This window comes from Peribacillus loiseleuriae, from assembly GCF_001183985.1.
In the GTDB taxonomy this organism is placed as follows: domain Bacteria; phylum Bacillota; class Bacilli; order Bacillales; family DSM-1321; genus Peribacillus; species Peribacillus loiseleuriae.
Map to the genome: position 1 here is coordinate 3,697,619 of NZ_LFZW01000001.1, position 13,642 is coordinate 3,711,260.

A 13,642-nucleotide genomic window follows, 5' to 3' on the forward strand; every position below is an offset into this window, starting at 1 on the left:
TCTTCCTTTATTTTTTCATAATTTCCCCGTTGTTTTAGTTAATGCATGATAAAACCCTAAAATCATAAATTTTACTTTCGAAAATTTATTATCTTCAAATAAAATAACCTTTGTATAATCCTTAATTACTGATATCAATTTTTTTAGTGCCCATTTAGGATTTTTTAGAATATTTTCTCGAAATAAGATCAAACAGTTTCTAGTCCGATAATAACTCCTAAGAGATGATTGGTTATAAACGTAAATAGTTTTGTTAAAGAAATTTCGAGACGTAATTTCTCCCATGCTATGCACCATTCCAATATAACTTGACATAGCTATTTTATAACCTTTACTTTTTAATCTAATGCAGTATTCGTTATCAACTTGATCAATAAAAAGTTCTTCTCTAAAACAACCAAGATTTAAAAATATAGGGATATACATTAAACTGCCTGAGCAAATTACTTCATCAATCTCTATCCAATTTAATTTACTATCTATTTGATAAATTGATTGCTTATTAATATTTTTATCCTGATAGTTAGTTCCTAATAAAGCCAAATCCTTTTGAGTAGTATGTTTAATAAATGTCTGTATATGGTTTTCAACTAAATATGAATTAACAAAAGTGTCTTGATCCAGAGTAAGTAACCATTTATATCTATTTTCATTTGCGTAATAGGCACCTTGATTTAAAGCAGTTGCAATTCCAAGATTCTGTTTATTACAAATAACCTTCACACTGCTATCCTTTGTAATTTCCTCTATCCATTCCAGATTTTCAGATCCATTATCAACAATAACTACTTCCATAACTTGTTCTTTTATTGCATTCACTCGGTCTGGTATGTTTAAATCTGGATTAAACGTAACTATTACTGCACATATATTGGATTTTTCTGGCTTATGTTCAACGTATAACTTTTCATCTTTTACTAATTTCATTTTATCGCTCCATAGTACTATTATATTTATTACAATTTCACAGTAATCTATATTAATTCAATATATCTCTTAGTTAGTAAAAACATTGATAAAGCTTTAAGATAATAAAACACAACTTATTTACATAATATACAATATCAATAAGACAGATAATGACTTTTATAACGTTTTTTTATTTGGGGTAGCTCATTATTAATGAAAATATTTGCACATTTAATTGGTTAAGATTATTTTAGTTCTAAATTAAGCATTGACTACAATTAAAATACTAAATCTTATTTATTTTTTCAGCACCTTAACCACTTATATTCTTTGTAGTATTTTTTCAAGAAAAATTTTATAGTATGAGAGAATCATTTACAAAATTGACTTTAGTGAAAATTGATTAAGGATCAGTGTTTCATTGAACCTTTCTCATTTAGTTCCAACAGTAACAAATTTGGAGACTACTATATGAGAAACACAAGAGTTTATCAACTTCTATTCTATTTTAAGAGAATAGAGAAAAGGTTAAGTTCTATAAATATAGATTCTCACAACAGATATATCCTTTACTTCTTATTCCAATTTTCGTAATAAACAATAAATGATTCTTTCCTATATTTTAATATATTTTTATTCTCATAGCTTACGCTACCATCTTCTTTATGCAGTACCTTAATTTCAGGAACCATATATGTTTTAATAGATTTTTCAAGAGCAAGCTGAGCAAGATGGTTTTCTTCACAAAACAGAAACATTTTTTCATCATACAATGTATCTAATCTACTAAGTGCATTGAAACCAAATATTATAAAACTACCATGAGCAGCATAAATTTTCCTTTTGTTTATTGATAAACATTTATCAATAAACAAAGAAATCTCTCTATATAGCTTATTTATAACTACTCCCATATAAAAATAGGCAGGTTTTTCAGATAGCATAGACCGATACATCAACCACTCCACTAAATCTATTTTTGAATAATAATACGGATTTTGATTCTTTCCTGATAATGTTTTTATTGTTGGTGCAATTATATATTCTTCTAAACCCTTTAATTCTTTCAAAGATAAATATGTTATTTCTATATCAGGATTACTAACTATTAAATATTTAAATTGATATTTACTCTTTACATACTCTATGCCTCGATTATTCCCGTACCCATATCCCTTATTTTCTACATTTAAGAAGTCACAATTATTTTCTGTAGCTATTTTATATAATTCATTGTAGCTTGTTTCATTATAATAACTATTTACAACAACTATTTTATAAGTATCTTTAACCTTATCTTTGATACTATTTAACAGATTTTTTAAGTCAGTAGTATTTCTGTAAGTTAGTACTACAAAAATAAAATCAAAATTCTGCTTATCAAGCATATATTATCCTCACTTTAAATTTATTTTAGCAGTAACTATTAACATCCCTTGTAACACCCAAAATAATACTCCTCTTTAGTCACTTGAAATAACCTGTGAATAAAGTATCTTAAGAAAATATATAAAACTAGAAGTGATTCGTAACAACTTATCTTTCAATTCAACAATATCAAATAATTACCTGATTTCTTAATAGTCACACGAATTCACTGGTATTTATATTTCCACCAAATCAAAAGCTAAAGAAGTTCTGATTATTACTGAATCCTTTCCTAAATCTAAGTTTATAAGCATATATTATTATTCATCTTGACAATGTTTTATATTTTTTTTTACAATCGCCAGTAACTAAATCCATATTTCGCAATCACATCTTTGTCAAAGATACCCTTTACATCAACTATTACTTTTTCTTGGTTTGAAAATTCTCCAAATAGTCCGTCTATCTTCTCCATCGTCATATCCTTAAATAAATCATGGGCAACAGCAAATATAAGACAATCTGCATCATTTATCATATCAAGAGGAACCAAATCAACACCATACTCATGTTTTGCATCCATTGCACCTGCGTAGGGGTCAACTACAACCGGCTCTATTTCATATTCATTAAGACGTTTAATAATATCTTCTACTTTTGAATTACGTGTGTCAGGACAATTCTCCTTGAATGTTATTCCTAAAATGACAACCTTCGCCTTCTTAATCACCTTGTTAGCATGGATCAATTTCTTAATAACCGCATCTGCAACAAATGCACCCATTCCATCATTAATTTTTCTTCCTGACAAAATGATTTGTGAATGATAACCAAGTTTCTCTGCTTCATATATAAAGTAGTATGGATCAACACCAATACAGTGACCTCCAACCAATCCAGGATAAAACTTAAGTGCATTCCACTTGGTATTCATAGCTTCAACAACTTCTTGTGTATCAATACCCATACGATCAAAAACCATAGCAAGCTCATTCATAAATGCAATGTTAATATCACGTTGGCTGTTCTCAACCACCTTAGCAGCTTCAGCTACTTTAATAGAACTAGCACGATGAACTCCAACTTCAACAACAAGTTCATAAACTTTAGCAATTTCTTCTAACGATTCTTTATCCATACCTGAAACAATCTTTGTAATATTCTCTAATCGATGTACTTTATCACCAGGGTTAATACGTTCTGGAGAGTATCCTACTTTAAAATCCACTCCACATTTTAGACCTGACTCCTTTTCAAGAATAGGAATACAGATATCCTCAGTAACTCCAGGATAAACCGTGGACTCATACACTACAATTGATCCTTTAGTGAGATTTCTTCCAATAGTTACACTTACTCCTTCTATAGGACTTAAGTCAGGTGTCTTATCCGCATTTACTGGTGTCGGAACTGCAACGATGTGAAACTTTGCCTCTTGTAGCTTAGTTTCGTCTGAAGTAAACTCCACCATGGTTTGTTTAATAGCTTCATCGCCAACTTCGTTTGTAGGATCGATTCCATTCTTGTATTGCTCAATTTTATGAGTATTTAAATCGAAACCAATAACATCAACCTTCTTAGCAAAAGCAACTGCTATAGGCATACCTACATAACCCAATCCAACTACCGAAATTTTTTCTTCTTTATTAACTACTTTTTCGTATAAACTCATTTGATGCTTCCTCTCTTTCATTTACACCTTCAATAATATTAATCAATTTCTCCGTTAATCTACTAAAATCAAATTCATAGGCAGCTTCACGAGCATTTTGCCCCATTAAACGATTTCTCTTCTCATCACTACACGCCGTAATTACGGCTTTAGCAATCTCTTCTGCAATTTGTACAGGAGCACTAATTCCACAATTAGCTCTTTCAAAAATACTATAACCAGTAGAATATGTTTGAACGATACATTTTCCAGCTGCTAAATATTCAAAAAACTTATTCTGGCTTTGACCATACTTATCAAGTGAAGTACTTGAATTGTGAAGTATATTTATATAAGACTTTTTAAGTATAGAAGGCACATACTTCTTTTCAACACGTCCTTTAAATATTACATTATGAATTTTTTCCTCTTCACATCGCTTTTTAAGCATCTCACTTTCATCACCAGAACCATATATCAAAAATCTAATGTCTACCTTTCCTTGATTTTGAATTATTTTTGCAGCATCCAACAACATTCCGAGGTTATTCACTTTCCTAATAGAACCAGCATACACAATATTTTTATAATCTTTATTATCTAAATCTGAGTCAATTATCTTGTATTCATCACTGTTTTTATCAAATGTATCGATAACTACACCATTACTAATATGCTTGACTTTTTCTAAATCAATTTGATTATCCCATTTTTGATCCATAATATATTCCCTGCCGCCCTCCCATGTCATAATGATAGAGTGGGCTTTTTTGTATATCCATTTTTCTCCTTGATATAACACTTTTGCAATAACACTGTTTCTTTTTAATGCACCGTACGCCACAATACTTTCAGGCCATAGATCTCTCACTTCACAAATGCAAGGTATCCCGAATTTTTTCGCTATCTTTATTCCTGCAACTAAAGTAAGAGGATGAACACTTGAAGCAATAATCACATCCGGTTTACCATATTGTTCTGAATATTCTTTCGCTACAGGAAAGAGATTTTTATAGAAAGCAAACATATTTTTAATCCGCTGTTGTCCGTTCCCGTTGTATTCAGGTGTTTTTACAAAGACAAAAGGTATACAATTTGTTTGATTTAAAATAAACTTTTGATTTCTAGTATTTATATTTTCATTTGAATTGTGCACTGTAGAAGCGCAAAAAATAGTAGGGTTATATCCTTGTTTAATTAGATTTTCTGCAAACCAAAAATGTCTACCTGCTTGGTCTTTATACATGTTTGTAGCATAATGATTCCATATCCAAATATTCTTCTTCATACCTTATACTCTCCTAGCCGGAACACCTAAATAAGTTCCAGTCTCTTTTATATCCTTAACCACAACAGAACCAGCACCTACTTTGCATCCGCTAGCGATGTTTATATCATTACTAACTACACTTCCAATGCCTAACCAAGACCCTTGTCCAACTTTGACTGTACCTGCTAGATGAGCTCCTGGTGATATATGAACAAAATCTTCAATACAATTATCATGGTCTATTGAAGAGCCGGTATTAATAATGCAGCTCTTCCCTATTTTAGTACAGCAGTTAACAATGGATCCTGCCATTACAGCTGTTCCACACCCTACATCCACTTGATTCCCAATTACTGCATTCGGGTGAATTAGCACGGGAATGCTAGCACCTACTGTTTCCAGCATTTCATGAATCCTTTGTCTCGTACTATTATTACCAATACCCACAAATATTTCGTACTCATCTATATGTGTAAAAACATCACTTGAAGTCCCAATGACTTCTATACCCATCGATAACTTAATGCTTTCGTCATCATCTAAAAAAGCAATACTTTCCCATTTATTCATTCTCAATGCAATATCAGCAACAACTTTGCCATGGCCACTAGCACCTATAATAAGAAGTTTGTTTTTCATAGCTCAATTCTTTCCTTTTTTGCTCCCTTAAAAGGCTCTATCGTAGCTGCAGTTTCTGAATTGATACCTTCTCTAACGAAAACCTTTTTTATTGTTAACAAAATTATTTTCCAATCTCCGATGAAACTTACACTGTCCACATATTGAACATCTAGATTAAATTTATCTTCCCAACTGATTGCATTTCTACCACTAATCTGCGCCAAGCCAGATAGTCCTGGTCTTACTTCATGACGTCGTTTTTGATGATTATTATACAATCGTAAATACTGTACCAATAGTGGCCTAGGCCCAATAATGGACATATCTCCCTTCAAAATATTAAAAAGTTCCGGTAGTTCATCAAGAGAAGTAGAACGTAATAATTTTCCAAACTTCGTCAACCTAACACTATCGGGAAGCAACTCCCCATTCTCATCTCGTTCATCCGTCATCGTCCTAAATTTATACATCATAAAAATCTTCTCATTCATCCCTGGTCTTTTTTGTTTAAACAATACAGGACTACCTAGTTTCGTTCTTACAAGGATAGCAACAACTAAAAATACAGGACTAAGAACAATAATAGCGAGCAAAGACAGGATAAAATCCATCGGCCTTTTTATAAATTCTCTATAAATTCCACCTTTGGAATTATTCATTACTTCAACCACAACCCTTTAACAATCTTTACAACTCTTTCTAAATCCGCATCCGTCATCTTCGTATCAGAAGGCAAACAAACCCCATTTTCAAACAACTTCTCAGATACATTAGTCCCAACAAAATCATACTTCTCAAAGAACGGCTGCATATGCATCGGCTTCCAAACGGGTCTTGATTCAATGTTCTCTTTCTCTAAAGCTTCCATAACATCAATTGGTCTAACCTTTCCACTTAATGTCATACTGCTTAACCAATAGTTCGGCTCATCCCATTCATTGCTAGGCATGAACTCCACACCTTCAAGTTCACCAAGTTCTCGCTTATAAAACTCAAGAATATAGTTCTTCTTCTCCACTCTCTTATCTAACACCTTCAGCTGCCCTCTACCGATTCCAGCTACGACATTGCTCATGCGGTAATTAAATCCTAGTTCGCTATGCTGATAATGTCTCGCTTGGTCACGAGATTGAGTAGCCCAAAATCTCGCCTTTGCAATTTTCTCTTCATTATTAGAAACGAGCATGCCACCACCTGAAGTAGTAATAATCTTGTTTCCATTAAATGAAAAAATGCCGTAATCGCCAAATGTTCCTGTATGCTGTCCTTTATAATAAGTACCTAAGCTCTCAGCAGCATCTTCTATAACCGCAACATTATGTTTCTTGCAAATTTCCATGATCTTATCCATATTCGCAGAAAGACCGTAAAGATGGACAACGATAACAGCTTTCACTTCTGGATACTTTTCAAAAGCTTCTTCCAATGCTTTAGGGCACATATTCCACGTTTCATAATCACTATCTATAAAAACAGGAATCGCGTTTTGATAAATGATCGGATTAGCTGTAGCTGAGAATGTGAGTGTTGGACAAAAAACAATATCCCCTTCGCCTACTCCTGCTGCCCTAAGAGCCAAATGAATGGCAGCTGTTCCAGATGAAAGTGCTGCTGCAGCTTTGGAACCGACTTTAGCTGCTAGTTCATTTTCAAATTCATTCACGTTTTCACCTAAAGGTGCAATCCAATTCGTATCAAAAGCTTCTTTTATGTATTGGATTTCATAACCTTCATCACTCATATGTGGTGATGAAAGAAATATTCTATCTCCCATTGTCTAAAACTTCCTTTCTCGAATAAGTCTGTTTATATGTAAATTTTTTAGTTGCTTAGTGCTTCATTGGAGTTTTAACCTTTTTTATCCAACCAACTACTAACCCACATACACCTATGTCTCAGTCTCACTTCAATCTTTAAAATTGGAAAGTTGATTAGGTCATAGGCGATTAGGAATAAGATCTTAACCTACTAACGACTTAATCAACTCTCTTTCAAATCACATATTCGTCACTACCAAAGTTTTCTCACTAAATTTCGTATTCGCAATCCCAACCAAAGTCTCTTTTAACTCCACTGGGTCTTGATCTAACAAGTTAACAATCGTAGAATAAAGCTCTTCCTTCTCCATCGGCTCCGCCTTGCCAATATGAATCTTCGGAAACACCTGCTTTGTTTGAACTTCATTCTCATTCAATAACTCTTCAAACAACTTCTCCCCAGGTCTGATGCCTGAGAATTGGATGCCGATTTCTTCTATTGTATAGCCTGAAAGAGTGATGAGGTTTTTCGCAAGGTCGACAATTTTAACAGGTTCACCCATATCAAGAACAAATACTTCGCCGCCACGTGCCAAAGCACCAGCTTGGATAACGAGTCGTGAAGCTTCAGGGATGGTCATAAAGTAGCGTGTCATTTCGGGATCGGTAACTGTGACTGGACCACCAGCTAGTATTTGCTTTTTAAATAATGGAATGACACTACCACGACTTCCAAGCACATTTCCAAAACGAACAGCAACGAATTTTGTTTTACTCTCTTTTGCTAAGTTTTGGATAATCATTTCTGCAAACCGTTTCGTCGCACCCATCACATTAGGAGGATTCACAGCTTTATCAGTAGATACAAGAACGAAGTTTCTAACCCCAAAGGCATCAGCCGCTTCAGCCACGTTTCGAGTACCAAAGATATTATTTTTCACAGCTTCCATTGGATTATATTCCATTAACGGAACATGCTTATGGGCCGCAGCATGATACACAACATCCGGTTTGTATTCAAACATAATATCAAAGATCCGGGTCCGATCTTGAACATCTGCAATAATAGGAATAATTTCAAATTCTTCAGTATACTTTTTCCTTAATTCCATATCGATCAAATAAATGCTATTTTCACCATGACCTAAAAGCAGCAATGTTTGCGGCTGGAATTGGGCAATTTGTCGACATATTTCCGACCCAATCGATCCACCAGCACCTGTGACAAGGACCGTTTTTCCGGTTAGTTTTTCCGAAATCGTACTCATATCTAATTCAACAGGATCACGGCCAAGTAAGTCTTCTACTTGCACATCGCGAATTTGATTCACGGATACTCTGCCGGTCACAAGGTCTTCGATCAATGGCATAATCTTTGTCTTCGCTTTCGTTTTTGCACATTCTTCATAGATTCTTTTAATCTCTTGTTTTTGTAAGGAAGGAATCGCAATGACGATGTTTTCAATGTTTAATTCTTCTACCAATTGAGGGATATCTTGAATATTCCCTCGCACTTCAATTCCATAGATTTGCAGTTTATACTTATTAGGATCATCATCGACAAAGGTAATCGGATAGAGATCGGTATCTGAGTTTTTCAAAAGCTGCCTGGCAACCATCGTTCCAGCTGAACCAGCGCCAACAATTAACGTACGTTTCTTATTAGGATTTGGTGAAATAAATCGGTCTCGTAGAACCCGCCATGAAAATCGGGAACCGCCAATTAAAAGCATATGTATCATCCACGTGATGCCTAAAACCCGAAAATATACATCCTGAGTCAAGATAAATTGGATCATTGCTGTCACTGCGATAGAAAAAGTAACAGCCTTGACAATCGCAATTAACTCTCCAACACTTGCATATTCCCATGCTTTTTGGTAGAGGCGATAAATAGAAGCAAATAAATGATGACTTATTAATAATGTAATCGCACTAATCCAAAGCACAAGTATTGTGTAAACATGCAAAGAGGGATGCAAAATAAAATAGCCAAGAAATATGGCCGATAAAACAATAAAAGAATCCATTAGAACTAATAACGGAACCCGTTTTTTATAACTCACTAGCAACCCCCCCCCTTTTATTAAACATTTCTGTTTCACTGTTGATCATGGATCTTCGTTGTTACGCTTTAATTTTTTTAGAAGAAGCATCTTGAACGATTTGCTCTAAGAACGCTAATAATTCATCTTTGATTTCTTTATTTTGCAAGGCGAACTCCACCGTTGTCTTGACAAAGCCAAACTTCTCGCCAACATCATACCGTTTCCCTTCAAAATTATAAGCAAAGACACGTTGAATCTCATTCAACTTTTGGATCGCATCCGTCAACTGAATTTCGCCGCCTTCCCCTTTTTCTTGCTGTTCTAGGAACATGAAGATTTCCGGTGTTAGGATATAACGGCCCATAATGGCTAGGTTGGATGGTGTGGTTCCGAGTACTGGTTTTTCTACGAATTGACTAACTTGATATCGTCGGCCGTTTTGTTCCGTTGGGTCAATGATCCCATAGCGATTGGTTTCATTTTCAGGCACCGTTTGTACACCAATGACAGACGATAATGTTTGGTCATATTCATTAATTAATTAATTAATTAATTAATGAATGAATTGTTTTAAACAAGGGGTTTCCGCTTGGACAATATCGTCTCCTAGTAGAACGGCAAATGGTTCATTGCCAATAAATTTACGTGCACACCAAACCGCATGTCCTAGTCCTTTAGGTTCTTTTTGACGAATATAATGGATATCTACTTTCGACGGAGCTTAGACTTTTTCAAGTAATTCAAATTTTTGTTTTTCCATTAATTTGGTTTCCAGTTCAAAGGCATTATCAAAATGATCTTCGATTGCCCGCTTGCCTTTACCAGTGACAATGATGATATCTTCAATGCCGGATTCAAGTGCTTCTTCTACTATGTATTGAATGGTTGGTTTATCAACGATTGGGAGCATTTCTTTCGGCATCGCTTTTGTAGCTGGTAAGAAACGTGTTCCTAGTCCTGCAGCTGGGATAATCGCCTTACGCACTTTTTTCACACTGAATTCCTCCTCTAATTTTATTTGATTACTATTTTATATAGGTATGTAGTCTTACAATTAAATAGCTAATGATAAGTCACGTTTGGTACATGCCCTCTTATTAACTATTTAAAAAAGGTAGTAAACCTTCTTGCTACCCAGCCGATACATTTAAATAGAAGGTTTTTATGGTATATTTACAAATAAATTGAAATATAAGCAAAAAAATAAACAGGCATCTAACCCACCCTCACATCACACTATTGACGACATAATGCGTCTAAGGATATTCATCCCACAGCATGACCGAGTACCTCCATCGATAACGGGAAGGAGGCATCACCTTTTATATAGTGAAAATAGTCGTTTTCGTTTAAAAAATCCCCAAGAATTTCTTCTGTGTAATTTTTTGCGGAACTTCTTTAAATACCGTTTGTCCTTGCAATAAAAGTTCAGCATTATCCATAAACAAATACACCATATCGACCCCATACTTATCTTCAATCAAGTCATATGCTTCGTTCATCATGAAGCCCCGACTTGTTATATTATGAGCATCAGAGGCAATAAAATGAGTTAAGTTCGCTTCGATCAGTTGTAGCGAGAATTTCTTGATTTTCTTGCCGAATCCTCCTGCAACACTTGCTGCTGTCGTTTGAGTCAAGGCGCCTTTTTTGACGAATTGATAGAGCATGTTTGGGTTCGTGATCAGTTCTTGGTTTCGTTCTGGATGGACAATGATGGGTGTTACGCCTTGCATTTGCATATCATAAAGGAGCTGTTCTGTGTATCGTGGAACATGTCCGGATGGTAGTTCGATCAAGACATATGTACCAGCATCATTGACTGTTAAAATTTCTCCTGATTGATAGTCCTCTACGAGCTCGCCATAGATGCGATTTTCCTGACCTGGGAAAATCTTAAGTGGGATTTGCTCTTCTACTAATACTTCATTCAACTCTGCTACTCTATTAAGGATTTCTTGTTTCGTATTTTCATATTTTCCATTTTTGTGATGAGGTGTGGCGATGATGGAGTGGATCCCTTGTGACACAGCTTGTTTTGCCATGGCAAGGCTATCCGGGACATGCTTTGCTCCATCATCGATTCCAGGCAATATGTGACAATGAATATCTATCATAAAAAACATCTCCTTGGATAAAGTGAAACTTCCATCAGTGGGGTGTAATTCCCCACTGATGGTTAGTTGAACCAATCGGGGTTTTCTGGCTGTTTATCCCTACTACCCATTTATTTTACTTTCGAAATTATGTATGAAGGATATTACAGCCTGTTAATCCGGGATACACTTTGTTAATTGATTTCCATTTCATCCAATATTCCGCAAATCACTTAACAGTTTTTTACTTTAAACCAGTCTAATAGACTTGTCAATTCATCAGTCTTTAGACCCATAGTAATAATAGTAATCTCCCGCATTGCTCTTCTTATTGTTTAAGACGGCTCCTAATAGATTCGCATTGGCTGCGAGTAATAATTCCTTCGATTTCAGAGCTGCTTCTGATTCTGTTTTTCCGCTTGAAACCACTAGTATCGTTCCATCACAGAAATTTGCGAGAATTTGCGCATCTGTTACGGCAAGTACAGGTGGGCTGTCGAATAGCACAATATCAAATTGTTCTTTCGCTGTTTCCATTAAGTCCTTCATCGCATTTGATGCTAGTAGTTCAGCAGGGTTAGGTGGCACAGGACCGCTTGTTAAGACAAAGAGATTTTTTTCATCGGTTGTAATAATCGCGTCCACTAATTCTTTTTGTTTCGTTAATACATTGGTTAAGCCAATTGTATTGGCATCATTGAATGTGTAATGGACAGTTGGCTTTCTCATATCTCCATCAATTAATAGGACGTTTTTTCCTTGTTGGGCAAAGACGACCGCTAAGTTGGCTACCGTTGTTGATTTTCCTTCACTTGGTGATGAAGAAGTGACAACGATGGAGCGAATGTCTTTATCGACCGAGGAAAATTGGATATTTGTCCGGATTGTCCGGTATTGTTCAGAAATGGCAGACTTCGGATTGAATTTCGCAATCAGTTTTCTTTTGCTATCACTTACTGGTTTCTTTTTATTTTTCAAGGCCATTTGCTCTCACTCCTCCTCTGCTAGTACGTTCACTTCTTCTTTGGCTATTCACTTGATCGTCAATCGTTGTAATCGTTCCGAGAACGGTCAGTCCTAATTGCTTTTCAATATCTTGTTCTGTCTTAATCGTGTTATCTAAGTATTCTAGAAGAAAGGCCAGACCAACACCTGCCATAAGTCCTACAACCAGCGCAATCGCAATGTTTAAAAGCGGCTGCGGTTTAATCGGGGCTGGGTTTTCCGCCACGTTTGCTTTGGCAAGGATTTTTACATTGTCCACACTCATAATATCGACAATTTCCTTTTGAAAGACTGCGGCGATTTTATTGGCAATTAATACGGCTTGTGCAGGATTCTCATCTTGTACAAGGATATTGACAACTTGTGAGTTCTGTTCGCTTTGAACGGTAATTTTCTGGTTCAAGTCATGGGCACTCATTCCTAGTTCCAATTCATCATTGACAATGTCTAGGATCGCCGGGCTCTTAATAATCACGTTATATGTATTGATCAACTGTAGATTCGTTTGGACTTCACCAACGTTATAGGCAGATTGGTCATTTTTCGCTTGATTGACCAGTATTTGCGTCGAAGCTTGATAAATAGGGGTTAAGAAAAAATAACTGATGATTCCGCTCACTAAGACAGCTAATGCTGTGATGATGCTGATTAATCCCAATCGTTTTTTCAATGTTAAAAATAGTTCTTTTAAACTAATTGTCTCTTCCATGTGTTCCTCCTAGATGGTTGCTTAAAATTAGTAAGTATTATAGCATACATTTTGTTGTAAAAAAGGAATAATTGTCATAAGGTAAGGGAAAATGTCAAATTTGGTAGTTCCGATGCCCCATTTGTAATACTATACCTTTTTTTATGAATTTGGTAGAGTAATTTCAAATCTGGTAGAATTTACTTGAATAATATAGTTGCAATATGAA

General features: G+C 35.1%; 11 protein-coding genes and 1 pseudogene. All 12 read right to left on the reverse strand.

Annotation, left to right across the window (positions count from 1 at the left end; genetic code table 11):
• Positions 1 to 15: 15 nt before the first annotated feature.
• On the reverse strand, positions 16 to 927 hold the full coding sequence (locus AC625_RS17160; RefSeq protein WP_049682393.1) for a glycosyltransferase: 912 nt from the start codon (positions 925 to 927) through the stop codon (positions 16 to 18).
• A 551-nt stretch (positions 928 to 1,478) separates the two neighbouring features.
• Positions 1,479 to 2,297 (reverse strand): glycosyltransferase family 2 protein, encoded by an 819-nt coding sequence (locus tag AC625_RS17165; protein WP_049682394.1) that lies wholly within the window; start codon positions 2,295 to 2,297, stop codon positions 1,479 to 1,481.
• A gap of 332 nt (positions 2,298 to 2,629) precedes the next feature.
• Positions 2,630 to 3,949: a nucleotide sugar dehydrogenase gene (locus tag AC625_RS17170; RefSeq protein WP_049682395.1), complete on the reverse strand. Its 1,320-nt coding sequence runs from the start codon at positions 3,947 to 3,949 to the stop codon at positions 2,630 to 2,632.
• Positions 3,924 to 5,216, reverse strand: coding sequence for a glycosyltransferase family 4 protein (locus tag AC625_RS17175; protein ID WP_049682396.1), 1,293 nt, complete (start codon positions 5,214 to 5,216; stop codon positions 3,924 to 3,926). The genes AC625_RS17170 and AC625_RS17175 overlap by 26 nt, the downstream gene beginning before the upstream one ends.
• Before the next feature lie 3 nt (positions 5,217 to 5,219).
• Positions 5,220 to 5,837: an acetyltransferase gene (locus AC625_RS17180; protein WP_049682397.1), complete on the reverse strand. Its 618-nt coding sequence runs from the start codon at positions 5,835 to 5,837 to the stop codon at positions 5,220 to 5,222.
• Entirely contained in the window at positions 5,834 to 6,478 is a 645-nt protein-coding gene (locus AC625_RS17185) for a sugar transferase (RefSeq protein WP_049682398.1), read from the reverse strand. The genes AC625_RS17180 and AC625_RS17185 overlap by 4 nt, the downstream gene beginning before the upstream one ends.
• Entirely contained in the window at positions 6,478 to 7,593 is a 1,116-nt protein-coding gene (locus AC625_RS17190) for a DegT/DnrJ/EryC1/StrS family aminotransferase (protein WP_049682399.1), read from the reverse strand. Before AC625_RS17190 ends, AC625_RS17185 begins: the two co-directional genes overlap by 1 nt.
• A gap of 222 nt (positions 7,594 to 7,815) precedes the next feature.
• On the reverse strand, positions 7,816 to 9,642 hold the full coding sequence (locus tag AC625_RS17195) for a nucleoside-diphosphate sugar epimerase/dehydratase (RefSeq protein ID WP_049682400.1): 1,827 nt from the start codon (positions 9,640 to 9,642) through the stop codon (positions 7,816 to 7,818).
• A gap of 61 nt (positions 9,643 to 9,703) precedes the next feature.
• A pseudogene (gene galU, locus AC625_RS17200) lies at positions 9,704 to 10,618 on the reverse strand (UTP--glucose-1-phosphate uridylyltransferase GalU).
• 355 nt (positions 10,619 to 10,973) lie between these two features.
• A complete protein-coding gene (locus AC625_RS17205) occupies positions 10,974 to 11,741 on the reverse strand; it encodes a tyrosine-protein phosphatase (RefSeq protein ID WP_049682401.1) in 768 nt (255 codons plus the stop codon).
• A 258-nt stretch (positions 11,742 to 11,999) separates the two neighbouring features.
• Positions 12,000 to 12,704 carry a CpsD/CapB family tyrosine-protein kinase gene (locus tag AC625_RS17210; protein WP_049682402.1) on the reverse strand — a complete coding sequence of 235 codons (705 nt, stop codon included), beginning with the start codon at positions 12,702 to 12,704 and terminating at the stop codon, positions 12,000 to 12,002.
• Positions 12,688 to 13,434, reverse strand: coding sequence for a YveK family protein (locus tag AC625_RS17215; protein WP_049682403.1), 747 nt, complete (start codon positions 13,432 to 13,434; stop codon positions 12,688 to 12,690). The genes AC625_RS17210 and AC625_RS17215 overlap by 17 nt, the downstream gene beginning before the upstream one ends.
• Positions 13,435 to 13,642: the final 208 nt, after the last annotated feature.

Coding starts and splice junctions, on each gene's coding strand:
- AC625_RS17160 (WP_049682393.1), bottom strand. CDS start 927: ATGAAATTAGTAAAAGATGAAAAGTTATACGTTGAACATAAGCCAGAA.
- AC625_RS17165 (WP_049682394.1), bottom strand. CDS start 2,297: ATGCTTGATAAGCAGAATTTTGATTTTATTTTTGTAGTACTAACTTAC.
- AC625_RS17170 (WP_049682395.1), bottom strand. CDS start 3,949: ATGAGTTTATACGAAAAAGTAGTTAATAAAGAAGAAAAAATTTCGGTA.
- AC625_RS17175 (WP_049682396.1), bottom strand. CDS start 5,216: ATGAAGAAGAATATTTGGATATGGAATCATTATGCTACAAACATGTAT.
- AC625_RS17180 (WP_049682397.1), bottom strand. CDS start 5,837: ATGAAAAACAAACTTCTTATTATAGGTGCTAGTGGCCATGGCAAAGTT.
- AC625_RS17185 (WP_049682398.1), bottom strand. CDS start 6,478: ATGAATAATTCCAAAGGTGGAATTTATAGAGAATTTATAAAAAGGCCG.
- AC625_RS17190 (WP_049682399.1), bottom strand. CDS start 7,593: ATGGGAGATAGAATATTTCTTTCATCACCACATATGAGTGATGAAGGT.
- AC625_RS17205 (WP_049682401.1), bottom strand. CDS start 11,741: ATGATAGATATTCATTGTCACATATTGCCTGGAATCGATGATGGAGCA.
- AC625_RS17210 (WP_049682402.1), bottom strand. CDS start 12,704: ATGGCCTTGAAAAATAAAAAGAAACCAGTAAGTGATAGCAAAAGAAAA.
- AC625_RS17215 (WP_049682403.1), bottom strand. CDS start 13,434: ATGGAAGAGACAATTAGTTTAAAAGAACTATTTTTAACATTGAAAAAA.